This is a genomic window from Tabrizicola sp., assembly GCF_041913445.1.
In the GTDB taxonomy this organism is placed as follows: Bacteria; Pseudomonadota; Alphaproteobacteria; order Rhodobacterales; family Rhodobacteraceae; genus Tabrizicola.
Genome location: NZ_JAYSFG010000004.1, coordinates 258,596 through 283,292 on the forward strand (window position 1 = coordinate 258,596; position 24,697 = coordinate 283,292).

The following is a 24,697-nucleotide window of genomic DNA, read 5'->3' on the forward strand; positions in this document are numbered from 1 at the left end:
GCGCAGATGCCGATGGAAAAGACCTTCAACGCCGCCGAGGCCGAGGCCCGGATTTCGAAGCTCTGGCTGGACGCCAAGGCCTTCCGCGCGGGCGCGAACGCCAAGCCCGGTCGGCCCGCGTTTTCGGTGATGATCCCGCCGCCGAACGTCACCGGCTCCCTCCACATGGGCCACGCGTTCAACAACACGCTGCAGGACATCCTGACCCGCTGGCACCGGATGCAGGGCGACGACACGCTCTGGCAGCCGGGCACCGACCACGCCGGGATCGCGACCCAGATGGTGACCGAGCGCGAGATGGCCAAGAACGGCGAACCCTCGCGCCGCGACATGGGGCGCGAGAAGTTCCTGGCCCGCGTCTGGCAGCAGAAGCAGAAGTCGCGCGGCAACATCCGCGGCCAGCTGGAACGGCTCGGCGCCTCCTGCGACTGGGACCGCGAGGCCTTCACCATGTCGGGTGCCCCCGGTGCCCCGGCGGGCGAGGAAGGCAACTTCCACGACGCGGTGATCAAGGTCTTCGTCGACATGTACAACAAGGGCCTCATCTACCGCGGCAAGCGGCTGGTGAACTGGGACCCGCATTTCGAGACCGCGATCTCGGACCTGGAGGTCGAGAACACCGAAGTCCCCGGCCACATGTGGCACTTCAAATACCCGCTCGCGGGCGGGGAGACCTATGAGTACGTCGAGAAGGATGCGGACGGGAATGTGACGTTCCGCGAAGTGCGCGACTATATCTCCATCGCCACCACCCGGCCCGAGACGATGCTGGGTGACGGGGCCGTGGCGGTTCATCCGTCAGATGAACGTTACGCTCCAATCGTCGGGAAACTTTGCGAAATTCCGGTCGGGCCGAAGGAGCATCGCCGCCTGATTCCGATCATCACCGACGAATACCCCGACCCCACTTTCGGCAGTGGCGCGGTGAAGATCACCGGGGCGCATGACTTCAACGACTATGGCGTCGCCAAGCGCGCGGGAATCCCCTGCTACCGCCTGATGGACACCCGCGCCCAGATGCGGGCGGACGGGGCTCCTTACGCCGAGGCCGCCGCCGTAGCCCAGCAGATGTCCCGCGCCTGGCTGGTCGCCAAGGGCTACGCAACCCCCGGTATCGCCGAGCAGCCCTTCACCCTGTCGGAATCCGAGATCGACGCCCTGAACCTGGTCCCCGACGAGCTGCGCGGGCTCGACCGCTATGAGGCCCGCAAGCGCGTGGTCGAGGCGATCACGGCCGAGGGGCTGGCGGTCACTGTCCTCAAGAAATCCATCGACAAGGAAACCGGGGCCGAGCACCTGGAGCGCGCGCCTTACGTCGAGTCGAAGCCGATCATGCAGCCCTTCGGCGACCGCTCGAAGGTGGTGATCGAGCCGATGCTGACCGACCAGTGGTTCGTCGACACCGCCAAGATCGTGGAACCCGCGCTGGACGCCGTGCGGACCGGCAAGACCAAGATCATCCCGCCGAGCGGGGAGAAGACCTATTACCACTGGCTGGAGAACATCGAGCCCTGGTGCATCAGCCGCCAGCTGTGGTGGGGGCACCAGATTCCGGTTTGGTACGGTCTCGACCTGTCCGCGCCCGGCTTCCGCGATGACGAGGGCGACGAAGCGCTGGACGAGGTGGAGATCCTCCGCGTCCTCGGCGACGGCGGATATGTCCAGCGCGACGCGATCTACCATTGTGGGGCGGACGTTACCGCCGTGACTGAGCGTTTCCGCGACAGTCTCGCCGCTCTGCCCCATCCGCTGAACCACGCCCGCGTGGTCGAAGTCGCGGATCGCGCAGCGGCGGTCGAGGCTCTTGCGGCCTCGCTGGCGGCGTACGAGGTCGACCAGGATGTGACCAAGCTGGTCTATCCCGTCTGGCGCGACCCCGACGTCCTCGACACCTGGTTCTCCTCCGGCCTCTGGCCGATTGGGACGCTCGGCTGGCCGGAACCCACGCCGGAACTGCAGAAATACTTCCCCACCTCGGTCCTCGTGACCGGGCAGGACATCCTCTTCTTCTGGGTCGCCCGGATGATGATGATGCAGCTGGCCGTGGTGAACGACATTCCGTTCCACACCGTCTACCTGCACGGCCTCGTCCGCGACGCCAAGGGCAAGAAGATGTCGAAGTCGCTGGGCAACGTCATCGACCCGTTGGAGATCATCGACGAGTACGGCGCCGACGCACTGCGGTTTGCCAATGCGGCCATGGCCTCGCTCGGCGGGGTGTTGAAACTGGATACCCAGCGCATCGCGGGCTACCGGAACTTCGGCACCAAGCTCTGGAACGCCTGCCGCTTTGCCGAGATGAACGGGGTCTGGGAAGGCCACGCGACCGGCCCGGCGCCCTCGCCCAAGGCCACCGCGAACAAGTGGATCATCGGGGAAACCGCCAAGACGCTCGCCGAGGTCAACGAGGCCCTTGAAAACTACCGCTTCGACCAGGCGGCGGATGCGCTTTACAAGTTCGTCTGGGGCAAGGTCTGCGACTGGTATGTCGAATTTGCCAAGCCCCTGTTCGACGGCCCCGACGCCGCCGAAACCCGCCAGACGATGGCCTGGGTCCTCGATCAGTCGATGATCCTTCTCCACCCCTTCATGCCCTTCATCACCGAAGAGCTGTGGGGGACGACCGGCAAGCGCGAGAAGCTGCTGGTCCACACCGACTGGCCGCAGCTTCCTGCGACCCTGATCGACCGCGACGCCGAACGCGAGATGACCTTCGTCACCACGCTGATCGACGACATCCGCTCGGCCCGCGCGCAGGTGCATGTGCCGGTCGGCCTGAAGGCCGACCTGGTGGCGACCAGCCTGACGGAGGAGGCCCGTGCGGCCTTCCAGCGGAACGAGGCGCTGATCAAGCGGCTGGCGCGCGTCGACCAGATCACCGAAGGCGCGGCCCCCAAGGGCAGCATCGCCGTGGCGGCGGAAGGCGCGGCTTTCGCGATCCCGCTGGAAGGGCTGATCGACATTGCCGAGGAGAAATCCCGCCTGCAGAAGGGGTTGGACAAGCTGATGAAGGAGATCGCGGGGCTGAAAGGCCGGCTCGACAACCCGAACTTCGTCAAGTCCGCGCCCGAGGACGTGGTGATGGAAGCGCAGTCGAACCTGGAGGCGCGGCAGGACGAGGCCGCGAAGATGCAGGAAGCGCTGAAGCGCCTGTCGGACCTGGGGTAGTTTCGGGGGGTAGGGAATCGCGGCCCAAGCCTTTCCGGGGCCAATGCGTCAGACTGATGCGAACCCCGGAAAGGAAACCCGATGCGCCTTGCCTTTGCGACCGTGACTTTCGTCAGCCTTGCCGCTGCCGCTTACGCCCTGACTCCGCAGGTCTTTCCGCAACTGACCGTGCCCGGGGGCGCCTTGGTGGCGTTGCCTGACACCGACATCACCCTGACCCTGACCGAGGTCGAGGACCAGCGTTGCCCGGCGGGCGTGGATTGCGTCTGGGCGGGAATGATCCGGGTGGAGTTGACGGTCCGGACGCCCACATCGCAGCAGGAGATCCTGCTCTGCAACCAGTGCGAGGGGGCGACGGACCTTGCCACGGCGGCGGGGGTGGCGTTCGGGCTGGTCGGGCTTCAGCCCTCGACCGAGGAGCTGGCGAAACTGGGGCGCGCGCCGGTGCTGGCGGATTACGTGGTGGTGGTGAACTACGGGCCGGCCGGCTGAGGTCCCTTGCGCGGCGGCAGGCGCCATGCCAGCTTCGCGGCCATGAGCCGATTTCTGACGCCGCACGCCGCCGCACTGCCCTCGACCGTCCCGTTCACCGGCCCCGAAGCGCTGGAACGCCGGACGGGTGTTCCCTTCCGGGCGAGGCTTGGGGCGAACGAGTCGCTGTTCGGGCCTTCTCCTCGCGCGGTGGCGGCGATGCAGGAGGCCGCGCAGGGCGCCTGGATGTATGGCGATCCGGAGAATCACGATCTGAAACAGGCGCTTGCCCGCCATCACGGGGTGACGCCGGGGCATCTTGCCGTGGGACCGGGGATCGACGGGCTGCTGGGCCTTGTCTGCCGGCTGGTGCTGGAATCGGGGACGCCGGTGGTGACAAGCCTCGGGGCCTATCCGACGTTCAACTTCCACGTGGCAGGCTATGGCGGAGCGCTGACGCGCGTGCCCTACAAGGGCGACCATGAGGACCCTGACGCCCTTGTTTCCACGGCAAGATCGCTCGGCGCCAAGCTGATCTACTTCGCCAATCCGGACAACCCCATGGGGTCGCATCACCCCGCCTCGGTGGTCGAGGAAATGGTGGCGAACCTGCCCGAAGGGACGCTTCTGATCCTGGACGAGGCCTATGCCGACCTTGCCCCCGAGGGAACCGTGCCAGCGATCGCGGCGGATCATCCGCAGGTCATCCGGATGCGCACGTTTTCAAAGGGCTACGGGCTTGCGGGCGCACGGGTCGGCTATGCGCTGACGAACCCCGACCTGGCGCTGGCCTTCGACAAGGTGCGGGACCATTTCGGGATGGGACGGGTGTCCCAGGCCGGAGCCCTGGCGGCGTTGGCGGATCAGGACTGGCTGCGGTCGGTGCAGGCACGAACGCGGGCGGCGCGGACACGGCTGGCGGGGATCGCGGTGGCGAATGACCTCAGGCCCCTGCCCTCGGCCACCAACTTCGTGACCATCGACTGCGGCCGCGACGGGGATTTCGCGCGCAAGGTACTGACGGAATTGGGCGCCTTGGGCGTCTTCATCCGGATGCCGGGAGTGGCCCCACTGGACCGCTGCATCCGGATCAGCCTGGGCGACGACGCCACCCTGGACATCCTGGAGGAAACGCTGCCCCTGGCCCTGAAAGCCGCCGCCTGATCACTCGGCGTCGAGTTTCGCGGGCCCAAGCGCCGGGGCGGTGCCGGCGACCGGCGCATCCGCGGGGCCAAGACGCGGGGCCGGCGTGGCCGCGGGGTCCTGCAGGAGAAGCCGGGAGCTGGCCGGAGCCTCGGCCGCGGCGGACGGGATCGCGCGGCGGAAGACGAGGACGTTCTGGACCGTCGTCTTGGTGCTGGTGAAACCCGCACGTTCCTCGCAGGGCAGCGAGTCGGCGCGCACGTAGTCCCAGCCTTCCGCCCCGAGATCGTTCATGAGGTTCGTCAGGGCAAGCGCGAACCGCTCTTCCGTGGTCTTCACCCCGCGCGCCTTTTCGCCCCGCCTGGGGGCCGGAATAACCTTGAACTCGAAACGCTGCATCCGGCCTCTCCCGAACTGTCTGGAGAAAGACATAAGGGATTCTGCGGCTTGCCGCAAATCACAGGGACTTTTTCCGGCAGAAGCGCGCCAGTTGGGCAACAGGGCGGGCCAAAATCCTTCGAAGGATTTTGCAAAAGTTTTCGATAACTTTTGGCCCGGCCCGGGCGTCAGAGCCCGAGTTTCGCCGCCACCAGCGCGTTCACGGTCGCGGGGTTCGCCTTGCCGCCAGTGGCCTTGATGACCTGGCCGGTAAACCAACCGGCAAGCTTTGGGTTGGCCTTGGCCTTAGCCACCTGCTCGGGGTTGGCGGCGATGATCTCGTCCACGGCCTTCTCGATGGCACCCGTGTCGGTGACCTGCTGCATGCCCCGCGCCTTCGCGACTTCGGCAGGGTCGCCGCCCTCGGTATAGACGATCTCGAACAGGTCCTTGGCCATCTTGCCCGAGATGGTGCCCGCCGCGATTAGGTCGATGATCCCGCCGAGTTGGGTAGCAGAGACCGGGCTTTCGGTGATGTCGTGGCCTTCCTTCTTGAGCCGGCCAAACAGTTCATTGATGACCCAGTTCGCAGCCATCTTGCCGTCGCGGCCCTTGGCAACCGCGTCGAAATAGTTGGCGGCGTCGAGTTCGGCGGTCAGGACGTTGGCGTCATAGTCGGTGAGGCCGTAGTCGGCCATGAAGCGCGCCTTCTTGGCGTCCGGCAGTTCCGGCATCCGCGCGGCCACGTCGTCGACCCAGGCCTGTTCGATTTCCAGCGGCAAAAGGTCGGGGTCGGGGAAGTAGCGGTAATCATGCGCCTCTTCCTTCGACCGCATCGAGCGGGTTTCGTTCTTGTCGGGGTCGTAGAGGCGGGTTTCCTGCACGACCTGGCCGCCGTCCTCGATGATGGCGATCTGGCGGCGGGCTTCGTACTCGATGGCGGCCTGGATGAAGCGCATCGAGTTCATGTTCTTGATTTCGCAGCGTGTTCCCAGATGCGAGAAGTCCTGGGTGGCCTGGTATTTCTCATACTGTCCCGGCCGGCAGACCGAAACGTTGACGTCGGCGCGGAGGTTGCCGTTCTGCATGTTGCCGTCGCAGGTGCCGAGGTAGCGCAGGATCTGGCGGAGCTTTGTGACATAGGCCGCAGCCTCTTCCGGGCCCCGGATGTCGGGGCGGGAGACGATCTCCATCAGCGCGACGCCGGTGCGGTTGAAGTCGACGAAGCTGAGGTTCGGGTCCATGTCGTGGATGGATTTCCCGGCGTCCTGTTCGAGGTGGATGCGCTCGATCCGGACGCGGCGGGCGACGCCGGGACCCATTTCGACGATCACCTCGCCCTCGCCCACGATGGGGTGGTAAAGCTGGCTGATCTGGTAGCCCTGCGGCAGGTCGGGGTAGAAGTAGTTCTTGCGGTCGAAGGCGGAGGTCAGGTTGATCCGGGCTTTCAGGCCAAGGCCGGTGCGGACCGCCTGTTCGACGCAAAACTCGTTGATGACCGGCAGCATCCCCGGCATCGCGCAATCCACGAAGGAGACGTTGGAGTTGGGTTCCGCGCCGAAGGCGGTCGAGGCGCCGGAGAAGAGCTTGGCGTTCGACGAGACCTGGGCGTGGATTTCCATCCCGATGACCAGTTCCCAGTCGTGCTTGGCCCCGGCGATCACCTTGGGCGCGGGCGCGGTGTAGGTCAGGTCAAGCATGGGTGCCTCCGATGGTCCTTGGGGCCGGGTTTAGGCCGCAAGGCTGGTCAGGGCAAGGGGTCAGGGCGCGGGCTCAGGTGCGCCGGACCAGCGTGCCAAGCCCGTCGCCGCGCCGCACGATCCGCGCGCCGCGCTTCAGAGCCGGGCCGAAGACCTCGGCCATGGCGAAGGCGAGGGTCTGCGTGCCGGAAGTCCAGCAGTCGAGCTGGATTTCGCGCAGGCGGTTCCACAACACGTCGGACAGGGCGGCCCGGGTCTTCGTCAGGTGCCAGGAGGCCGTCGGTCCAGCCTTGCGGAACGCCATCGCCATGTCGGCCAGAAGATGCGCCGCGATGTTCGCGCGGACCTGGCAGCCGGTGGCGGACTGGTAATCGCCCAGCGCCTCGAAGAAGAATTCGTGGTCAAGCGTCGGGGACAGGTCGCCGAAGGCTTCAAGGGCGGAAATGTGGAAGGCGGCATAGGCGGCCTTGCCGGTGACGCCGTCAGTCAGGCGGACCGCGCGGCGCGCCTCGCGTTCGAAGGCCGAGAGCGAGCCGTACCAGCCGGGGAGCATGTTGACCGCGTGGGCGGCGTGGGCCTCGGCATCCTCGGGGTCGAGGTCGACCCAGTCCTCATACCATTCCCGGCAGACGGAGCCACCATCCTCGATCCCCGGGACCAGCGCATAGCGGGTCGCGGCGAGAAGGGGTGACATCTCCTCGATCGGGTCGAAGAGGGTGACGAGACGCTCGGCCTGTTCGTAATGCGCGGCGGCTTCGGCCCAGGCATCGCGGGAGAGGTCGGCCGCGGTGGGCTTGCGCTTGGCATTGGCCAGGTCGACGTGGGCTTGTGCCAGCACCTGGGCGGCACAGTAATCTTCCGGGTTGCGGTCGTAGACGTCTTCCAGCAGGGCCAGTTCGGCCTTTGCGGCGATCCAGTCTTGCCGCGCGATGGCCCGGGTCAGGCCCGAGCGCATCCCGTCGCTGATCAGCGGCGCGACGCGGCGGCCGCCCGAGGCCATCACCCGCTCCTGGTCCGTATAGCGCAGCGCCTCGAGCAGATCGGCCCATTCCCCCGCCTCGGCCATGGCGGCATGGTCGTCGCGCACGCACTGCCATTCCGTCCGTTCCGGCCCCACGCGCATCACCGGGACATCGACGCGGGCAAGCACCTGTTCGGCGGTGAGACCATCGAGGAGTTCGGTGGACGTCCCGGCCTGGGGACGCAGCAAGGCGGCGTCTTCTTGCCGACTGCGCCCCGTGCGGGTGTTCACGTGCAGAAGTGACGGTGTAACTAACATCGACTCGTCCCTCCGGGCTCAGGTGCCCGTTCCATGGTCAAGATTGTCCAAGGATCGGGGCGGAAAAATGGAAATGCGGTGATCTTCAGGTGACCTCGTCATGCTGCTGCGTGTGATTTTCGGTGTATGTGCAACCGCTTCGCTGGTTGCCTGCGTCCAGACCAAGCCCGAGGACACGATGTCCTTCGCGGCGCCTCCGATGCAATGGGACCACCATCCCGAGGGCGAGGAGTGGACCGAATCGACCCTTACGGCCCTGTCAAGCAAGGACCAGCTTCTGTCCGAACGGGTGCCTGCCGACATCGAAACCTGGTGCCCGGGCTACACCGACGCCTCGGTGGAAGAGCGGCGCGCCTTCTGGGCCGGCCTATTGTCGGCGGTCGCGAAATACGAGAGCACCTGGAACGAACGCGCCTCGGGCGGCGGTGGACGCTGGATCGGGCTGATGCAGATCGACCCCCGGTCGGCGCGCAATTACGGCTGCGAGGCGACCTCGGTCAGCGAGCTGAAGGACGGCGAGCAGAACCTGGAATGCGCGGTCGAGATCATGTCGACGCAAGTGGCCAAGGACGGCCTTGTCGCGGGCGGCGGCAACCGTGGCATCGGTCGCGACTGGGCGCCGCTGCGGTCGAGCGAGAAGCGCTCGGCCATGGCGGCCTGGACCAGCCAGCAACCCTATTGCCAGGCCGGTTGAGCCCTAGTTGATCCGGAACAGGCGGGCGATCTGCTCCAGCGCCTCGCGCTGGCGGGTCGAGATCTGACCGTCGCGGCTGGCAGAAGCCACGTCCTTCAGGACGGAAAGCAGCGGTTCGAAGCTTTCCGCGCCCTTCAGCTTGTGGACCCGGCGGGTCAGCCGTTCCAGCCCCTGCTGCGCACCCCCGCTTTCGTTGACCAGCCATCGGCCAAGGATGGCAGCCTCTTCCGCCTTATCCCTGCTTTGCCCGAGACGGCCTTGCAGGCTGAGGATCAGCCGGTCCTGCTGTTCGGTCGAGGGCAGGCCGTCGAGTTCAAGGAACGCCACCCCTGCCCCGGCAATCGCCACGTCGGGGTCATCGAGCGATTCCACCGGGTGCTGGTTGTGCCTGCGGCGAAAGCCGAAGCGGCGGGCGGCGGCCATCACGTCCTGGGCCACTCCGGCCAGGTCCTGCGTCGCCTCGGCCGCCATCCGGGCGCGCTGGATCCAGAAATAGGCGCCGATTACCAGTCCGAAAAGGACGATCAAATAGGGCATACCGTTACCTCGCACACCAACGCCCCATCGGTGCCACGTCGCCCGGTCGCCCGTCAACGGAAAGCTCAGGCGGCGCCGAGCATCCGTTCGGCCATCTCGCGCAGGTCGCCCGAAAGGTCGGGGACGGCAAGCATCCGCTCCAGTTCCTTCCGGGCAAGCTTGCGGCGGGCGGCGTCGTAGCGCGGCCAGGTCTCGAAGGCGGTGGAGACGCGGGCGGCGGTCTGCGGGTTCAGGGGGTCAAGCTTCAGGAGCCAGTCGGCGACAAGACGGTAACCCGCGCCCGAGCGGTGGTGGAACCCGGCATGGTTGGCGGCAAGCGAGCCGATGACGGTGCGGAAGCGGTTGGGGTTGCGCCAGTCGAACCCCGGGGTCTGGATCAGCCGGGCGGTGACGGCGGCGGCGTCGCCGGGTTCTGCCGTGGCGATCTGCAGGGCGTACCACTTGTCCATGACGTTGGCGTCACGACCCCAGCGGGCGGCGAAGCTGACCAGTTCCTGCTGGCCCTGATGGACGTCGAGAAGGGCTGCAAGCGCGCCCACCTCCTCGGTCATCGAGCGCGCCCGGGCGAAGGCCGAGGCGGCAAGCTTGCCCCCGTCCCGCCGCGTCAGAAGCTGAAGCGCGGCGATCTTCAGCGCGCGACGCCCCGCCTGCGCAGCCGAGGGCGAGAAGGGCGCGTTGTCGTCCAGGTCCTTGTAAAGCCGGGACAATCCGTCCCCAAGCCGGATCGCCAGCGCCCCCGCCATTTCGCGCCGGGCGGTGTGGATCTTGGCGGGGTCCGGGATGCGGCCCATCGCATGGATGGTCTGGGCAAGGTCGTCCTCGCCGGGAAGCCGCAGGCAGAGCGCGCGGAAGGCGGGGTCGAGCGTGTCATCGAAGGTGACGGCGGCGAGGGCATCGAGCCAGTCGTTGCGGACCGGCGTGCCTTTCAGCGCCATCTCGGCCATCACCTCTTTCGCCAGCGCGCGGCCCGCCTCCCACTTGTTGAAGGCGTCGGTATCGTGGGCGAGGAGGAAGGCGCGTTCGCCCGGCGCGGGCTTGCGGTCAAGGACGACGGGGGCGGAAAAGCCGCGCAGGATCGAGGGGACAGGCTTCGCGGCCAGGCCTTCGAAGCGGAAGCTTTGCTTTGCCCGCGTCATCTCCAGCATGATCGTCGGCACGACCTCGTCGCCGTTGGGGTTCAGGAGACCGACCTTGATCGGGATCACCTTCGGCTGCTTCTGGGCCTGGCCGGGGGTGGGTGGATTGGTCTGGGTGAAGGTCAGGGTATAGACGCCGTCGTCCCAATGGTCGGTGACCTTGAGCCGCGGGGTCCCGGCTTCGGAATACCAGAGCTTGAACTGGCTGAGGTCGCGGTCGGTGGCATCCTCGAAGACCTTGAGCCAGTCCTCGATGGTGGCGGCATCCCCATCGTGGCGGTCGAAGTAGAGGTCGAGCGCCCGCTTGTAGCCCTGGTCGCCGACGAGGGATTTGAGCATCCCGATGACCTCGGCCCCCTTCTCGTAGACGGTGGCGGTGTAGAAGTTGTTGATCTCGATGAAGCTTTCGGGCCGGACCGGGTGGGCAAGCGGGCCGTCATCCTCGCGGAACTGGCGGCTGCGCAGGGTCACCACGTCCTCGATCCGGCGCACGGCGGCGGACCGCATGTCGCCGGAGAACTGGTGGTCGCGGAAGACGGTGAGGCCCTCTTTCAGGCACAGCTGGAACCAGTCGCGGCAGGTGATGCGGTTGCCGGTCCAGTTGTGGAAGTATTCATGCGCGATGATCGCCTCGATCCGGGCGTAGTCGTCGTCGGTGGCGGTTTCGGGGCTGGCGAGGACGTAGCGGGAGTTGAAGATGTTCAGCCCCTTGTTCTCCATCGCGCCCATGTTGAAATCGTCCACGGCGACGATGTTGAAGACGTCGAGGTCGTATTCCCGGCCGTAGACCTGTTCGTCCCAGCGCATGGACCGGATCAGGCTGTCCATCGCATAGGCGCAGCGGTCCTCGTCGCCGGGACGGACCCAGATGTTGAGGTCGACGGGGCGGCCCGAGGCGGTGGTGAACTTCGCGGAATGGGCGCGAAGGTCGCCGGCGACAAGAGCGAAGAGGTAGGCAGGCTTGGGCCAGGGGTCGTCCCATTCCGCCCAGCCCTTGCCACTGCCGGTGGGATTGCCGTTGGACAGAAGCACCGGCAGGTCGGATTCGATCCGCACCTTGAAGCGGCTCATCACATCCGGGCGGTCGGGGTAGTAGGTGATCTTGCGGAACCCCTCGGCCTCGCATTGGGTGCAGTACATGCCGCGGGACATGTAGAGGCCCTCAAGAGCGGTGTTCGCCTCGGGCGCGATCTCGACTTCCGTTTCCAGGGTGAAGGGGCCGTCGGGCAGGTCCTTGGCCGGGATGGTCAGCGCGCGGGCGTCGACTGCGGGCGTGAGGGCTTTGCCGTTCAGGGTGCAGGAAAGGAGCGTCAGGTCCTCGCCCTCCAGCCGCAGGTCGTGGCGGCCCGGGCGCTTCGGGTTCGGGCGCAGCATGAGCCGCGCGCTGACGCGGGTTGACGAGGGAGCGAGCCGGAAGGTCAGGTCCACGCTGTCCACCAGATGCGTGTAGGGCTGGTAGTCGGCCAGGTAGACGGTCTTCTGCTCGGACATCGGAGACTCCTTTGTCACGAAGCTACGGGGAATGGCGAGCGGCGCAAGGGGGAGGCCGATAACAGTCTTTTGCGGCTTTACGAATCTGTGGGGACGGCTAGATAAATGTTCCATGAATGTTCTCGTCTGGCTGAAGCGCGACCTGCGCGTCCGTGACCATCCGGCGCTGACCCTGGCGGCAGGGATGGGGCCGGTGCTGCCGGTCTATGTGGTGGAGCCGGAATTGTGGGCAGAGCCCGATGCCTCGGCCCGGCAGTGGGAGTTCGTGGCAGAGGCGCTGGTGGACCTGCGCGACCAGCTGGCCGGGATCGGCGCGCCGCTGGTGGTGCGGGTGGGCGATGCGGTGACGGTGCTGGCGGGCTTGTGCAAGCGGCACGGGGTGACCCGGATCGTCAGCCATGAGGAGACAGGGAACCTTTGGACCTATGCGCGCGACCGAAGGGTGGCGGAGTGGGCGCGAGGGGCCGGGATCGAATGGCTGCAGGTCCCGCAGTCGGGCGTGGTGCGCCGGTTGCCGTCGCGGGACATCTGGGCCCGCGCGCGGGACGGGTTCATGGCGACCCCCGCCCTGCCCGTCCCCTCCTTCCGGGCGGTGGAGGGGGTGGAACCGGGGCTGATCCCGTCCTCCCGCGCCTTGAAGCTGACGGCGGACGCTTGTCCGCATCGGCAGCTCGGCGGGCGGACGCGGGGTGTGGCTTTGCTGGACAGCTTCCTCGCCCAGCGCGGAGAGCCCTATCGGGTCGCGATGTCCTCGCCCCTGTCGGCCGAACGCGCCTGTTCGCGGCTGTCGCCCCACTTCGCCATCGGGACGCTGTCGATCCGCGAGGTGGTGCAGGCCACGGCGGCGCGGGCTGCGGAACGGCCGGGGGGCAAGTGGGGCGGGTCCTTGTCCAGCTTCCAGTCGCGGCTCGCGTGGCGGGACCATTTCATCCAGAAGCTGGAGGACCAGCCCTCGATCGAGTTGCGCGACCTGCATCCAGTGGCGGTGACGCGCCCCCGCGAGATGGACGCGACGCGGCTGGCGGCCTGGGCGGGGGGCGAGACGGGGTTGCCGTTCCTCGATGCCTGCATGCGGTATCTGCGGGCGACTGGCTGGCTCAATTTCCGGATGCGGGCGATGGTGATCTCGGTCGCCTCCTATCATCTCTGGCTCGACTGGCGGGCGACGGGGGCGCATCTGGCGCGGATGTTCACCGACTACGAGCCGGGCATCCACTGGCCGCAGGTGCAGATGCAGTCGGGGACCACGGGGATCAACATCCCCCGCATCTACAACCCGGTGAAGCAGGGGCTGGACCAGGACCCCACGGGCGCATTCACCCGCCGCTGGCTGCCGGAACTGGCCGCGGTGCCGGATGCCTTTCTCCAGGAACCCTGGCGCTGGCCCGAGGCGCGGCGGCTGCTGGGCCACCGCTACCCGGAGCCGTTGGTCGACATCGCCTCGGCCGCTCGGGAGGCGCGGGAGCGGATCTGGACCGCGCGGCGCGCGGCGGGCTTCGCCGAGGTCGCCGGTCAGATCGTCGAGCGACACGCCAGCCGGTCGGGCAACCGCGAGGGGCGGCGGCCGGTCAAGAAGGCCAGCCAGGCGCAGCTGTCCCTGCCCTTCTGAGTCGCTTGACAGAAACCCGGCAGCACTTACTGTACGGTCATTCAACAAGGGTGACCCGATGCCCCGCGACCCGCGTTACGACATCCTGTTCGAGCCCGTCCGCATCGGCCCGGTCACCGCGCCCAACCGCTTCTACCAGACGCCCCACGCCACGGGCTTCGGCTGGCAACGCCCGCAGTCGGGGGCCGCGTTGCGGGGAGTGAAGGCCGAGGGCGGCTGGGGGGTGGTCTGCACGGAATACTGCTCGATCCATCCAAGCTCGGACGACAGCCCCTACGCCTTCCTGACGCTGTGGGAGGACGACGACATCGCGCCTTTGGCGCTGACGGCGGACGCAATCCATGCGCATAAGTCGCTGGCGGGGATCGAGCTGTGGCATGGCGGTGGGCACGCGTCGAACCGCATGACGCGGGTGCCGGGGATCGCGCCGGACGTTCAGCCTGCCCTGTATCACCTGCCGGCGACGGCGCGGGCGATGGATTTGGCCGACATCCGGGCGTTTCGCGGATGGCAGCGGGACGCGGCGAAGCGGGCCAAGCGGGCCGGGTTCGACATCGTCTATGTGTATGCGGGGCACGACTACCTGCCGTTCCAGTTCCTGTCGCGGCGGACGAACCACCGGGGCGACGCCTATGGCGGGTCGTTGGAGAACCGGGTCCGTCTTCTTCGCGAGATGATCGAGGACACGAAGGAGGCCGTAGGCGACACCTGCGCCGTAGCGGTACGGCTGGCGGTGGACGAATTGCACGGGCCGGAGGGGATCACGTCCCAGGGCGAGGGGCGTGAGATCATCGAGATGCTGGCGGAGCTGCCCGACCTCTGGGACGTGAACGTCGCGGGGGCCTTGGGGAATGACTCGCGGTCGGCGCGGTATTCGGCCGAGGGGTTTCAGGAGGAGAACGTCGCCTTCGTGAAGCGGCTCACCACGAAGCCGGTGGTGTCGGTGGGGCGGTTCACCTCCCCGGACCGGATGGTCAGCCAGATCAGGCGCGGAGTGCAGGATTTCATCGGGGCGGCGCGGCCTTCCATCGCCGACCCTTTTCTCCCGGCGAAGATCCGCGATGGCCGCGAGGACGAGATCCGGGAGTGCATCGGCTGCAATATCTGCCGGGCGGCGAACAATGAGGGCGTGGGGTTGCGCTGCACGCAGAACCCGACAATGGGCGAGGAGTGGCGTCGCGGCTGGCATCCGGAGCGGATCGCGGTCTATCCGAAGCGCGAGAAGGCGCTGGTGATCGGCGGCGGCCCGGCGGGGTTGGAGGCGGCGCTGACCCTGGGGCGGCGGGGGTTGGAGGTGGCCTTGGCCGAGGCGGGGGAGGTCTTTGGCGGGCGACTGTTGCGCGAGGCGACGCTGCCGGGATTGCAGACCTGGATGCGGGTCCGGGACTGGCGACTGCACATGATCGGCAAACTGCCGAATGTGGAGCTGTTTGCGGCCAGCCGGATGGGCGCGGCGGATGTGGCCGAGTTCGGGGCGGACCATCTGGTGCTGGCCACGGGGTCGACCTGGCGGCGGGACGGGGTGGGGGTCTACGCGATCCGGCCCTTGGCGCTGCCGGGGGCACTCACGCCGGACGATGTGTTCGCGGGCGCGAAGGTGGAAGGCCCGGTCGTGGTCTACGACGACGAGCACTATTTCATGGGTGGCGCCTTGGCCGAGAAGCTGGCCGCTGCGGGTCATGAGGTGCACTACGTCACCACGGCCGGGGTGGCCTCATCCTGGACGGTGATGACCAACGAGCAGGACTTCCTGCAGGCCCGGCTCATCGAGGCGGGGGTGCGGCTGCATCCACTAAAGGCATTGAAAGCGCAGGGAAATGGCGAGGTCCATCTGGCCTGCGTCTACACCGGGCGCGAGGAAGCCCTGCCCTGCGGGACGCTCATACTCTGCACCGGGCGGCTGCCCGAGACCGCGCTTCTTGACGACCTCACCGCGCAGGGCATCCCCGCCACCCGGATCGGCGATTGCCTCGCGCCCTCTTCCATCGCCGATGCAGTGTACTCCGCCCACCGCTACGCCCGGCTTCTGGGTGAACCTGACCTGCCCCCGCGCCGGGAACGCGCGCCATTGAGGAGCCCGTAAATGCGCCAGCGCCGCCCGGCCCGGTCCCCGAACGCCATCCCGCAGCCGCCCTTCGGGCAGGTGCAACGGGCTTATGAGCCGATCAAGGTCATCAGCGACGACCAGGTGGAGGCGATCCACCAGGCGGCCTTGCGGCTTTTGGCGACGCAGGGGATGCGGGTGCTGAATGGGACCGCGCTTGACCACTTTCGCCGCGCGGGGGCGAAGGTCGAGGGGCAGATGGTCTATCCCGATCCCGGCCTGATCGAGGCCTGCCTTGCCACCGTCCCCCGAACCTTCCGCATCGCCGCGCGGAACCGGGCGAAGGACCTCCGGTTCGGGGGGAATGACGTGGTTTTCTCGACCGTGGGCGGGCCGGCCTATGTGATGGACCTCGACCGGGGCCGGAGGGATGGGACGCTGCAGGACATGCAGGACTACCTGCGGCTTTGCCAGTGCCTGAACGTGCTGCAGCAAGAGTCAGGCGGCCCCCTGGAGCCGATGGACCTGCCCGCGTCGACCCGGCATCTGGACCTCTACCTGTCGCAGTGCACTTTGCTGGACAAGAGCTGGAACCTGAACGCGCTGGGGCGCGAGCGGACGATGGACGGGATCGAGATGGCGGCGATCCTGATGGGCTGGTCCCTGGACGACCTGGCCCGCACGCCGATGATGATGGGGGTGATCAACACGAACTCGCCGCGGCAGCTCGACGACCCGATGAGCCAGGGGCTGATCGCCTTGGCCGAGCATGGGCAGGTGGCGATCGTGACGCCCTTCACGCTAGCGGGGGCGATGGCTCCGGTGTCATTAGCAGGGGCGCTGGTACTGCAACATGCCGAGGCGATGTTCGGCGTGGCGCTGACTCAGATCGTGCGGCCGGGGGTGCCGGTGATGTATGGCGGGTTCACTTCAAACGTCGACATGAAGACCGGCGCGCCTGCTTTTGGCACGCCGGAATACGCAAAGGCGGCGCAGGCCTCGGGCCAGCTTGCGCGGCGGATCGGGGTGCCGTTCCGTTCGTCGAACACCACGGCGGCCAATGCGCTGGACGCGCAGGCGGCCTATGAGTCGATGATGTCGCTCTGGGGCTGCCTGATGGGCGGCGCTCATCTGGTCATCCACGGGGCCGGGTGGATGCATGGCGGGCTGACGGCAAGCTTCGAGAAGCTGGTGCTGGATGCCGAGCTTCTGGGGATGATGCAAAGCTACTTCCGGCCCATCGCGGTGACGGAAGAGGCGCTGTCGCTGGACGCCATCGCCGAGGCCGGAGTGGGCGGGCATTTCTTCGGCACGGCGCAAACGATGGCGCAGTACGAGACCGCCTTCCACCCGCCGATGCTGTCGAACTGGGACAGCTATCCGACCTGGCTGTCGCGGGGGGCCGAGGAGGCCCCTGCTCGCGCCAACCGGATCTGGAAGGAGCTTTTGGCCAATTACGAACAGCCTCCGCTCGACGAAGGCATCCGCGAGGCGCTCGAAGCCTTCGTCGCCCGCCGCAAGGCCGAGGGCGGGGCTCCGACCAACTGATGGCCCGCTTCACCCGCCTGTCCAGCGAAGACCGCCGCGCGCAGCTGATGGACGTGGCGCTGGCGGGGCTTGCGAAGGGCGGCATCCAGGAGTTCACGGTGGACCGCATCTGCGCGGCGGCAGGCGTGTCGCGCGGGCTGATCCTTCACCATTTCGGCTCGATGTCCGGTCTGCTTGCGGCGGTCTATGCGCGGCTTTACCGCGAGACGACGCCTGACCTGTCCCCCCTGCCCCCGGAAACCCGGATCGACGCGCTGATCGACGGCACCTTCGCGCCCAAGGCCTTCAACCGCGAGACGTTGAACGCCTGGGTCGCGCTCTGGGGCCAGATCGCCAATACCCCTGCCCTGCGGGACGAACATCGGCGGCAGTACCAGGCCTACCTGGACGATGTGACCGAGGCGCTGGCCGCCCTTGCAACGACTAAGGGGCGCACCATCGATGCGCGCCCACTTGCCAAGTCCTTGATCTGCCTGATCGACGGGCTCTGCCTGCAGCACTGCCTAGACCCCGAGGCAATGCCGGCCGAGGACGCGAAGACGGCCTGCCGCGCCTTCCTCGCGCCCCATCTGGACTAGTCGGCGCCCACGGCCTTTGCCAGCTTGCCCAAGGTCTGCAGGCCCAGCTCCGGCGCGCCGAAGCCCTTCGCGTCCTGGTATTCCTGCGCGGTGGCGAAGACCATGCCGAGCGTGACCTGCGTCGCCCCGCCGATGTCGTCGAAGGAGGCCCAGGCATCGGCGTGCTTCGGGCCATTTTCGCCCCAGTGCAGCGTGTAGGACAACCGCTGCTCGGGCACCATCGCGCCGTACTTGTGGTGGTTCGGGAAGACGGTACCGTCGGGACCGATCATGTCGAAAACCCACTCGCCGCCCTCGCGCAGGTCGATGCGCGATGTTCGGCAGGAAAATCCGTCCGGACCCCACCACTTCGGCAAGCTGTCGGCGTTCATCCAGGCGCCCCAGACCACCGGGACCGGGGCTTTGATGATAAGTTGCAGGACCATCGTCCGTTCCGCCACGCCCGACAGGTTGGCGATCCCGGCGTCAAAGCCCTGCCGGTAGCCCTTGGCCATGTCCTTGGCCAGCGACGAAAGCTGCACCGTGACGGTGATCCGGCTGCCATCGCCGTCCTTTGCGAACTCGGCCGTCGCCAGCGCCGCCGAAAGGTTCGCCCCCTCGCACGAGACGACCTCATAGCCCACGGTCCGCGCTTCGGGGACAAGGTCCAGCCAGCCGGCCTCGACCCGGATGTCGGGCTCACCCGCGACCTTGCAGAGCGAGACCTCGCGGCCCCCGACCCTGCTGTCGGATTCCAGGAACTCGACCGTCACCGAGGGCGCGGGTGCGGCCCAGACGGCGCGTGCAGCGGGCGAGGTCCAGGCGGCGTAAAGCGTCGCCACCGGGGCCGCGACGCGGCGGTCAAAGGTCAGGGTGGCGAAGCGGTCGCCGGCCATGCCCCGGCTCATGACTTCAGCCCCTGGGCGTATTCTTCCAGCTGCGTCACGACCGTGCCCCAGCCGTCGTAGAAACCCATGTCCTTGTGAGCCTTGGCCGTGTCAGCGTTCCGATGCCGCGCGATTGCGGTGTATTTCGTGCGGCCGTTGCCGATATCCTCGAAGGTCAGGATTGCGGTCATGAACGGCTCGGGAGCTGGTTTCCAGCCTTCGGTATAGGCGTCTGTAAAGACGAGCCTTTCGTTCGGCACGACTTCCAGATAGACGCCGTTGTTCTGCATCTCGTTCCCTTCCACCAGGAAGGTCGTGTTGCATTTGCCGCCGACGCGGACGTCCAGCTCGCAGGCGGTGACCTTGTGCGGCTTCGGCACGAACCAGTGGACAAGGTGCTCGGGCGTGGTCCAGCACTTGTAAAGGATCTCGCGCGGGGCGTTCACTTCGCGGGTGAGGACGAGGTCGAGTTCCGGGTCCAGATCGGGTGTCGTGGTCATTTGTCGCGTTCCTTCATCAGGTTCATCACGTAGTCATCAAGGCGGTCGAGCCGCGCCTCCCAAAGCTTGCGCTGGTCGTCCAACCAGTCTGTCATCGGTTGCAACGCCTTCGGCTGAAACGCGCAGGACCGGATTCGGCCGTCCTTCTGGGTTGACACGAGCCCCGCGTCCTCCAGCACGGTCAGGTGCCGCAGGACCGTGGGAAGCTTGAACCCCGACAGTCCGGCAAGCTCTGTCACCGCCGCCGGCCCCTGGGCCAGGCGGTTCAGCATCGCGCGCCGGGTCGGGTCGGACAGTGCGTGGAAGAGGAGGTCCAGGTGGGGATCATGCTTAGCCATGTCGCTAACTATACACGCTTTACGCCGTGGGGAAAGGAAAACTTAGCTGGTCGGCAAAGTTTTCCATCTTCCGAATTTTCCGACAAGTGATTTTCGGCCCCGTTTGAAATTCCCGGGGCGCTTTCCTTTGCCCCGTTCCTTGCCCTGCCCTATTGTGTGCCACAGCATACAGAACGGCCCGAAGTGGCTTAGTGGGGGAATTGCGATGACAGAGCGTCTGGATCGTGCGGGGCTGAAGGTGGATGCGGTGCTCGCGCGCTTCCTTGAGGATGAGGCGCTGCCGGGAACCGGGATCGAGTCCGGGGCCTTCTGGTCTGGCTTCGCGGGGCTTCTGGCCGACTTCGCGCCGCAGAACCGGGCGCTTCTGGCCAAGCGGGACGATCTGCAGGCGAAGATCGACGCCTGGCACATCGCGCGGCGTGGCCAGCCGCATGACCACGCGGCTTACAAGGCTTTTCTCGCCGAGATCGGCTATCTTTTGCCCGAAGGCCCGGCGTTCACCATCGAGACGACGAATGTGGACCCAGAGGTCGCCAAGGTACCCGGGCCGCAGCTGGTCGTCCCGGTGACCAACGCCCGCTACGCGCTGAACGCGGCCAATGCGCGGTGGGGGAGCCTCTATGACTGTCTTTACGGCACCGATGCGATGGGGTCGCTTCCCCCGTCCGGCGGCTATGAGCGAGGCCGGGGTGCCCGGGTCGTGGCGCGGTCGCGGGTGTTCCTGGACGAGGCTTTTCCGATTGCCGGGACCTCTCATGCCGACGTGCGCCGTTACGTGGTCAAGGACGGCGCGTTGTTGGTGGACGACCTGCCGCTGGTGCAACCGGAGAAGTTCGCGGGCTACCGGGGCAACCCGAGGGCGCCGGATTCGGTTCTGCTCAGGAACAACGGGTTGCATGTCGAGCTGGTCTTCGACCGGGCGCATTTCATCGGCTCGCGCGACCAGGCGTTGCTGGCCGACGTGCAGCTGGAAAGCGCGCTGACGGCGATCATGGACTGCGAGGATTCCGTCGCCTGCGTCGATGCCGAGGACAAGGTCGGGGCCTACCGGAACTGGCTGGGGCTGATGAAGGGGACGCTGTCGGAAAGCTTCGAGAAGGCCGGCAAGCGGGTGGAGCGGCGGCTGAATGGCGACCGGGAATTCCTGGACCCCAACGGATCGCCCTTCACGCTGAAGGGCCGCGCGCTGATGTGGGTCAGGAACGTGGGCCACCTGATGACCAACCCCGCGATCCTGCTGCCCGACGGGTCGGAGGTGCCCGAGGGGCTGATGGACGCGATGGTGACAGTGGCCATCGCGCTGCATGACCTGAAGAAGACCGAGGGGATGCGGAACTCGGTCCTGGGGTCGGTCTATGTGGTGAAGCCGAAGATGCACGGGCCGGAGGAAGTGGCCTTCGCCGACGCCGTGATGGCGCGGGTGGAGGGGCTTTTGGGGCTGCCGGCGAACACGGTGAAGCTGGGGATCATGGATGAGGAGCGGCGGACGTCCGTGAACCTCAAGGAATGCATCCGGGCTGCGAAGGGGCGGGTGGCGTTCATCAACACGGGGTTCCTGGACCGGACCGGGGATGAGATCCACACCTCGATGGAAGCGGGGGCGTTCAGCCGGAAGGATTTCATCAAGCGGAAGTCCTGGATCACGGCCTACGAGAACCTGAACGTCGATATCGGGCTGGAGTGCGGCCTCTCGGGCAAGGCCCAGATCGGCAAGGGGATGTGGGCGATGCCGGACCTGATGGCGGCGATGCTGGACGAGAAGATCGCCCATCCCCGCGCGGGGGCGAACACGGCCTGGGTTCCGTCTCCGACGGCGGCGACCTTGCATGCGCTGCACTACCACAAGGTCGACGTCTTCGCGGTGCAGGCCCGGCTGGCGAAGAGCGGGCGGCGGGCGCATGTGGACGGGATCCTGGATATCCCGCTGGCGAGCTTCCAGGCCTGGAATCGGGCCCAGGTGGTGCGCGAGGTCGAGAACAACGCGCAGGGAATCCTGGGCTATGTGGTGCGCTGGATCGACCAGGGGGTGGGCTGCTCCAAGGTGCCGGACGTGAACGACGTGGGGCTGATGGAGGATCGGGCGACCTGCCGGATCTCGGCCCAGCACATCGCGAACTGGCTGCATCATGGGGTGGTCAGCGAGGCCGAGGTGATGGAGGCGATGCGGAAGATGGCGGCGGTGGTGGACCGGCAGAACTCCGGCGATCCGCTGTATCGGCCGATGGCCCCGGCCTTCCAGGGGGCGGCGTTCCAGGCGGCCTGTGACCTCGTCTTCAAGGGGCGGGAGCAGCCTTCGGGGTATACGGAGCCCCTGCTCCACGCCTGGCGGCTGCGGGTGAAGGCGGGGTAGTGTCCACGGTGGACAAACGCTGATGGTCTTTTGGAATCAAGGGGTTGGGCGCGGGCGTTAGGGGTTTCTTAACCTCTGACCACGTGCCCCCTCACCCTGGCCCTCTCCCCCCGAGGGGAGAGGGGACGCTTGGGGATCGGTCCGGTTCCGGATGCCATCGGTCGCGCGGGTCGAGGCGGTTTTCAGATTGAGCGCTGACGCGCGAGCCTTTTGTCTCGTCGTCGGGCTGCGCCTCCTCCTCGGTCATTGGGGGTTTTCCACCCCCAAACCCCCGGAGGATATTTGGGCAAATGTGAAAGTCATTCGGGTTGCCACGAAGCTTCAGGATCGGTCGGGCGGCACCTGGCCGAGGACGCCGACCTGCCGGGCGCGGTTCGGGCGCAGGTAGACCCAGTTCAGAAGCGCGGCGGGGATGCCGATGACGAGGCCCGCGACCGCCGCCCAAAGGAAGGTGGCGAGCGTGTAATTGCCAAGCGTCAGGTTGAGGATGACGACGGCCCCGGCGACCGAGGAGGTCCAGAGGGCGATGAGCCAGAGGCGGAGATGGGGGAACATGGCGGGTCTCCGGTTGGGGGGTGTGGGATAACCGGAGGGCGGGCGGAGGTGTTCCCGGAAGGATGGGCAGCGGTCGGCGGTTGCGTAATGTAGCGCACCACTGCGAGAGAGAGGGCAAAGGGCGATTGGCACCCATTGGGCAGAGGTTGAGCGGTGCGTGACATCACGCACCCTACGAATGGCTTGTATCAGTGCCATCGCCGATCACTCTCGTTTCATGCAATCAAGGAACTTGAGGGCATCGGCTGAAAGTCTAGCCCATTCGGCTAGAAAATCCGGCGCATAGTTGAGTTTGATATCGATTTCGCCTGCCTCGATCAAATGATCGCAGGTCTGGAACGGCGTGCGCCCCGGGCGCTCACACCTAATGATATCGGTGATCGACCCCTGTTCGTCTACTGCAACAAATACGTCTTTCTGCCCCATAAGCGCGGAATGCACCTCCACCGGGGGAGGGGCGACCAGAACAGAAAGTCCGAAAGGACCAGGCTTTCGGGTCCACTCGACCTCTCCAATCAAGCTATACCCAGCTTCCGCACGCGCCGAGCGATCTGCCACGATGTCGAATGGTTGGTATTCAGTAAGGAGATACCCCATGAGTGGCCCTTCCGACGTATGAGGCCGAACCTCCTCTGGCCAAGGTGAAAAATCCGTGGCCTGCACTCGGAGCAGCAACCCCTCCCGCGTGCTGCCGTCACCAGGAACAAAACGTTGGTCGAAATAGTCGATTGGCACCCGGAGCTTCAGGGTATCGCCTGACGAGAGCAGAAGCGTAAGAGTTACATCCGTCGCGGCCTGATGGCATTGAGTCTCGGCCCACACCGGCGACCTGGAAACAACGAGAAACAGAACCGTAGCGGTGTGCAGGGGAAACTTCACCTTTGGCACGTCTGTCCCCTACCCCGCGTCCAGCCCGATCGCGTGGACCCGCTGGTTCAGATCGCCCAGCGCCTTCTGCACCGCCCGGTGCCGCGCCACGCGGTTCATCGCGGCCAGGGCCTCGGCCCGGATGGTGATGTGGAAATGGCTTTCGCCAGTCCCGTCATCGCCGGCGTGGCCCGCGTGCTTGTAGCTTTCGTTCACCACCTCCAGCACGGAAGGATGGAAGGCGGCGGTCAGGCGGTCTTCGATCTCGTCTTTCACGGCCATGTCAGCGTCCCCTGCCCTTCCAAGTTCCGGGAAAACCCCTAGACTTATGCGCCCGAGTCGGAAAGGCCCCCGCAGCATGTCCAGTCGTCCGCCCTTCGAGTTCAACATCAGTGCCGCCGCGGCCAAGAAGCGCAAGACCTCGGGTCGGCGGGGGATGTCGGGGGCGTTCGAGACGGCGGACCGGCCCTGCGACTATCCGGGCTGCAAGGAGAAGGGGGCGTTCCGGGCCCCGAAATCGCCGGACCTGCTGGATGAATTCTTCTGGTTCTGCAAGGACCACATCCGCGAGTACAATCTGAAATGGAACTTCTTCCAGGGGACGACGGACGAAGAGTTCCAGAAGTTCCTGGACAAGAACCGGGTCTGGGAGCGGGAGACGAAGCCGTTTTCCCGGATCGGGGACGGGAACGCCTGGGCGCGGCTGGGGGTGAATGACCCGATGTCCCTTCTGGGCGAGAAGGCGACGCAGAACCCCGGGCGCGTCAGCTCGGCCGCCACGCGGAAGCTGCCGCCGACCGAGCGGAAGGCGATCGAGATCCTCGATGCCCGCGACACCATGTCGAAGGCCGAGATCCGCAAGGTCTACAAGGGGCTGATCAAGGTGCTCCACCCCGACATGAACGGCGGCGACCGCAGCCACGAGGAGCAGCTGCAGGAAGTCGTCTGGGCCTGGGACCAGCTGAAGGACAGCCGGCACTTCCGCGACTAGGCGGGCCGGAAGCTCAGCGCCGCGCCGTTCATGCAGTAGCGCAGGCCGGTGGGTTCCGGGCCGTCCTCGAACACATGGCCGAAATGCCCGCCGCAGCGGCGGCAGTGGACCTCGGTCCGCGCGCCGAAGAGGCCGCCATCCTCACGCGTGCGGATGGCGTCGGGCAAGGGTGCCCAGAACGAGGGCCAGCCGGTGCCGCTGTCGTACTTGGTGTCCGAGGAGAAGACGGGCAGGTCGCAGCCCGCACAGTGGTAGGTGCCGGGGCGCTTTTCCAGGTTGAGGGGGCTGGTGAAGGGGCGTTCCGTCTCTTCTTCGCGCAGGACCTGGAAGGCGGTGTCGGAGAGGCGCGCGCGCCATTCGGCCTCGGTCAGGGTGAACTCGAAGGTCTCGGCGCGGGCCATCGGGGCGGCGAGGACGGTGAGGAGGAAGAGGCGGCGGTGCATGGGGCGTCCTT

22 protein-coding genes are annotated in these 24,697 nt (G+C 66.7%); 10 read left to right on the forward strand and 12 right to left on the reverse strand.

What is annotated here, in order from left to right; translation table 11 throughout:
- The first annotated feature begins 6 nt into the window (after window positions 1-6).
- The 3 genes from ACE3Q6_RS07325 (at window position 7) to ACE3Q6_RS07335 (ending at window position 4,803) form a co-directional block, all read left to right on the forward strand.
- On the forward strand, window positions 7-3,168 hold the full coding sequence (locus ACE3Q6_RS07325) for a valine--tRNA ligase (protein WP_374430244.1): 3,162 nt from the start codon (window positions 7-9) through the stop codon (window positions 3,166-3,168).
- A gap of 81 nt (window positions 3,169-3,249) precedes the next feature.
- Window positions 3,250-3,660: a hypothetical protein gene (locus ACE3Q6_RS07330; RefSeq protein WP_374430249.1), complete on the forward strand. Its 411-nt coding sequence runs from the start codon at window positions 3,250-3,252 to the stop codon at window positions 3,658-3,660.
- A gap of 42 nt (window positions 3,661-3,702) precedes the next feature.
- On the forward strand, window positions 3,703-4,803 hold the full coding sequence (locus tag ACE3Q6_RS07335; RefSeq protein WP_374430253.1) for a pyridoxal phosphate-dependent aminotransferase: 1,101 nt from the start codon (window positions 3,703-3,705) through the stop codon (window positions 4,801-4,803).
- Here the strand turns inward: ACE3Q6_RS07335 and ACE3Q6_RS07340 are convergent, their stop codons facing one another.
- The 3 genes from ACE3Q6_RS07340 to ACE3Q6_RS07350 form a co-directional block, all read right to left on the reverse strand.
- A complete protein-coding gene (locus tag ACE3Q6_RS07340) occupies window positions 4,804-5,181 on the reverse strand; it encodes a DUF4177 domain-containing protein (protein ID WP_374430257.1) in 378 nt (125 codons plus the stop codon).
- A gap of 167 nt (window positions 5,182-5,348) precedes the next feature.
- Window positions 5,349-6,860 carry an Asp-tRNA(Asn)/Glu-tRNA(Gln) amidotransferase subunit GatB gene (gene gatB, locus ACE3Q6_RS07345; RefSeq protein WP_374430262.1) on the reverse strand — a complete coding sequence of 504 codons (1,512 nt, stop codon included), beginning with the start codon at window positions 6,858-6,860 and terminating at the stop codon, window positions 5,349-5,351.
- A 73-nt stretch (window positions 6,861-6,933) separates the two neighbouring features.
- Window positions 6,934-8,070, reverse strand: coding sequence for a hypothetical protein (locus tag ACE3Q6_RS07350; RefSeq protein WP_374430266.1), 1,137 nt, complete (start codon window positions 8,068-8,070; stop codon window positions 6,934-6,936).
- Window positions 8,071-8,239: 169 nt separating this feature from the next.
- Between ACE3Q6_RS07350 and ACE3Q6_RS07355 the strand changes: the two genes are divergently transcribed.
- Entirely contained in the window at window positions 8,240-8,833 is a 594-nt protein-coding gene (locus ACE3Q6_RS07355; protein ID WP_374430270.1) for a transglycosylase SLT domain-containing protein, read from the forward strand.
- A gap of 3 nt (window positions 8,834-8,836) precedes the next feature.
- Here the strand turns inward: ACE3Q6_RS07355 and ACE3Q6_RS07360 are convergent, their stop codons facing one another.
- Both ACE3Q6_RS07360 and pepN read right to left on the reverse strand, forming a co-directional pair.
- Window positions 8,837-9,370, reverse strand: a complete 534-nt coding sequence (locus ACE3Q6_RS07360; protein ID WP_374430273.1) for a hypothetical protein — start codon at window positions 9,368-9,370, stop codon at window positions 8,837-8,839.
- A 65-nt stretch (window positions 9,371-9,435) separates the two neighbouring features.
- Entirely contained in the window at window positions 9,436-11,997 is a 2,562-nt protein-coding gene (gene pepN / locus ACE3Q6_RS07365; RefSeq protein WP_374430276.1) for an aminopeptidase N, read from the reverse strand.
- 112 nt (window positions 11,998-12,109) lie between these two features.
- On the opposite strand from pepN, the gene ACE3Q6_RS07370 reads away from it, so the two are divergent.
- From ACE3Q6_RS07370 to ACE3Q6_RS07385, 4 genes are read left to right on the forward strand one after another with little or no spacing between them, the layout of a single operon-like run.
- Entirely contained in the window at window positions 12,110-13,606 is a 1,497-nt protein-coding gene (locus ACE3Q6_RS07370) for an FAD-binding domain-containing protein (protein ID WP_374430280.1), read from the forward strand.
- A 58-nt stretch (window positions 13,607-13,664) separates the two neighbouring features.
- Entirely contained in the window at window positions 13,665-15,689 is a 2,025-nt protein-coding gene (locus tag ACE3Q6_RS07375; RefSeq protein ID WP_374430282.1) for an FAD-dependent oxidoreductase, read from the forward strand.
- Window positions 15,690-17,198, forward strand: a complete 1,509-nt coding sequence (locus ACE3Q6_RS07380) for a trimethylamine methyltransferase family protein (RefSeq protein WP_374430284.1) — start codon at window positions 15,690-15,692, stop codon at window positions 17,196-17,198. It begins immediately after the preceding gene.
- Window positions 17,198-17,776 carry a TetR/AcrR family transcriptional regulator gene (locus ACE3Q6_RS07385; protein ID WP_374430286.1) on the forward strand — a complete coding sequence of 193 codons (579 nt, stop codon included), beginning with the start codon at window positions 17,198-17,200 and terminating at the stop codon, window positions 17,774-17,776. Before ACE3Q6_RS07380 ends, ACE3Q6_RS07385 begins: the two co-directional genes overlap by 1 nt.
- Here the strand turns inward: ACE3Q6_RS07385 and ACE3Q6_RS07390 are convergent.
- From ACE3Q6_RS07390 to ACE3Q6_RS07400, 3 genes are read right to left on the reverse strand one after another with little or no spacing between them, the layout of a single operon-like run.
- Window positions 17,773-18,663, reverse strand: coding sequence for an SRPBCC domain-containing protein (locus ACE3Q6_RS07390; RefSeq protein WP_374430288.1), 891 nt, complete (start codon window positions 18,661-18,663; stop codon window positions 17,773-17,775). The two genes, ACE3Q6_RS07385 and ACE3Q6_RS07390, sit on opposite strands and share 4 nt — an antisense overlap.
- On the reverse strand, window positions 18,660-19,142 hold the full coding sequence (locus ACE3Q6_RS07395) for an SRPBCC family protein (protein ID WP_374430290.1): 483 nt from the start codon (window positions 19,140-19,142) through the stop codon (window positions 18,660-18,662). The genes ACE3Q6_RS07390 and ACE3Q6_RS07395 overlap by 4 nt, the downstream gene beginning before the upstream one ends.
- A complete protein-coding gene (locus tag ACE3Q6_RS07400; protein WP_374430292.1) occupies window positions 19,139-19,480 on the reverse strand; it encodes an ArsR/SmtB family transcription factor in 342 nt (113 codons plus the stop codon). The genes ACE3Q6_RS07395 and ACE3Q6_RS07400 overlap by 4 nt, the downstream gene beginning before the upstream one ends.
- A gap of 205 nt (window positions 19,481-19,685) precedes the next feature.
- On the opposite strand from ACE3Q6_RS07400, the gene ACE3Q6_RS07405 reads away from it, so the two are divergent.
- Complete coding sequence (locus ACE3Q6_RS07405; RefSeq protein ID WP_374430294.1) at window positions 19,686-21,830, forward strand: malate synthase G; 2,145 nt, start codon at window positions 19,686-19,688, stop codon at window positions 21,828-21,830.
- Window positions 21,831-22,151: 321 nt separating this feature from the next.
- On the opposite strand, the gene ACE3Q6_RS07410 is transcribed toward ACE3Q6_RS07405, so the two are convergent.
- The 3 genes from ACE3Q6_RS07410 to ACE3Q6_RS07420 all read right to left on the reverse strand — a co-directional run bounded on the left by ACE3Q6_RS07410 (window position 22,152) and on the right by ACE3Q6_RS07420 (window position 23,534).
- Window positions 22,152-22,385 (reverse strand): hypothetical protein, encoded by a 234-nt coding sequence (locus ACE3Q6_RS07410; protein WP_374430296.1) that lies wholly within the window; start codon window positions 22,383-22,385, stop codon window positions 22,152-22,154.
- Window positions 22,386-22,589: 204 nt separating this feature from the next.
- Window positions 22,590-23,273, reverse strand: a complete 684-nt coding sequence (locus ACE3Q6_RS07415; RefSeq protein WP_374430298.1) for a hypothetical protein — start codon at window positions 23,271-23,273, stop codon at window positions 22,590-22,592.
- A gap of 9 nt (window positions 23,274-23,282) precedes the next feature.
- The gene (locus ACE3Q6_RS07420; RefSeq protein WP_374430300.1) at window positions 23,283-23,534 is read right to left on the reverse strand and encodes a BolA family protein; all 252 of its coding nucleotides are present in this window, start codon (window positions 23,532-23,534) and stop codon (window positions 23,283-23,285) included.
- Window positions 23,535-23,610: 76 nt separating this feature from the next.
- On the opposite strand from ACE3Q6_RS07420, the gene ACE3Q6_RS07425 reads away from it, so the two are divergent.
- Window positions 23,611-24,243 (forward strand): J domain-containing protein, encoded by a 633-nt coding sequence (locus tag ACE3Q6_RS07425; protein ID WP_374430302.1) that lies wholly within the window; start codon window positions 23,611-23,613, stop codon window positions 24,241-24,243.
- Here ACE3Q6_RS07425 and msrB read toward each other — a convergent pair.
- Window positions 24,240-24,686: a peptide-methionine (R)-S-oxide reductase MsrB gene (gene msrB / locus ACE3Q6_RS07430; RefSeq protein WP_374430304.1), complete on the reverse strand. Its 447-nt coding sequence runs from the start codon at window positions 24,684-24,686 to the stop codon at window positions 24,240-24,242. The two genes, ACE3Q6_RS07425 and msrB, sit on opposite strands and share 4 nt — an antisense overlap.
- Between the last annotated feature and the right edge of the window lie 11 nt (window positions 24,687-24,697).

Coding starts and splice junctions, on each gene's coding strand:
- ACE3Q6_RS07325 (WP_374430244.1), top strand. CDS start 7: ATGCCGATGGAAAAGACCTTCAACGCCGCCGAGGCCGAGGCCCGGATT.
- ACE3Q6_RS07330 (WP_374430249.1), top strand. CDS start 3,250: ATGCGCCTTGCCTTTGCGACCGTGACTTTCGTCAGCCTTGCCGCTGCC.
- ACE3Q6_RS07335 (WP_374430253.1), top strand. CDS start 3,703: ATGAGCCGATTTCTGACGCCGCACGCCGCCGCACTGCCCTCGACCGTC.
- ACE3Q6_RS07340 (WP_374430257.1), bottom strand. CDS start 5,181: ATGCAGCGTTTCGAGTTCAAGGTTATTCCGGCCCCCAGGCGGGGCGAA.
- gatB (WP_374430262.1), bottom strand. CDS start 6,860: ATGCTTGACCTGACCTACACCGCGCCCGCGCCCAAGGTGATCGCCGGG.
- ACE3Q6_RS07355 (WP_374430270.1), top strand. CDS start 8,240: ATGCTGCTGCGTGTGATTTTCGGTGTATGTGCAACCGCTTCGCTGGTT.
- ACE3Q6_RS07360 (WP_374430273.1), bottom strand. CDS start 9,370: ATGCCCTATTTGATCGTCCTTTTCGGACTGGTAATCGGCGCCTATTTC.
- pepN (WP_374430276.1), bottom strand. CDS start 11,997: ATGTCCGAGCAGAAGACCGTCTACCTGGCCGACTACCAGCCCTACACG.
- ACE3Q6_RS07370 (WP_374430280.1), top strand. CDS start 12,110: ATGAATGTTCTCGTCTGGCTGAAGCGCGACCTGCGCGTCCGTGACCAT.
- ACE3Q6_RS07375 (WP_374430282.1), top strand. CDS start 13,665: ATGCCCCGCGACCCGCGTTACGACATCCTGTTCGAGCCCGTCCGCATC.
- ACE3Q6_RS07380 (WP_374430284.1), top strand. CDS start 15,690: ATGCGCCAGCGCCGCCCGGCCCGGTCCCCGAACGCCATCCCGCAGCCG.
- ACE3Q6_RS07385 (WP_374430286.1), top strand. CDS start 17,198: ATGGCCCGCTTCACCCGCCTGTCCAGCGAAGACCGCCGCGCGCAGCTG.
- ACE3Q6_RS07390 (WP_374430288.1), bottom strand. CDS start 18,663: ATGAGCCGGGGCATGGCCGGCGACCGCTTCGCCACCCTGACCTTTGAC.
- ACE3Q6_RS07395 (WP_374430290.1), bottom strand. CDS start 19,142: ATGACCACGACACCCGATCTGGACCCGGAACTCGACCTCGTCCTCACC.
- ACE3Q6_RS07400 (WP_374430292.1), bottom strand. CDS start 19,480: ATGGCTAAGCATGATCCCCACCTGGACCTCCTCTTCCACGCACTGTCC.
- ACE3Q6_RS07405 (WP_374430294.1), top strand. CDS start 19,686: ATGACAGAGCGTCTGGATCGTGCGGGGCTGAAGGTGGATGCGGTGCTC.
- ACE3Q6_RS07410 (WP_374430296.1), bottom strand. CDS start 22,385: ATGTTCCCCCATCTCCGCCTCTGGCTCATCGCCCTCTGGACCTCCTCG.
- ACE3Q6_RS07420 (WP_374430300.1), bottom strand. CDS start 23,534: ATGGCCGTGAAAGACGAGATCGAAGACCGCCTGACCGCCGCCTTCCAT.
- ACE3Q6_RS07425 (WP_374430302.1), top strand. CDS start 23,611: ATGTCCAGTCGTCCGCCCTTCGAGTTCAACATCAGTGCCGCCGCGGCC.
- msrB (WP_374430304.1), bottom strand. CDS start 24,686: ATGCACCGCCGCCTCTTCCTCCTCACCGTCCTCGCCGCCCCGATGGCC.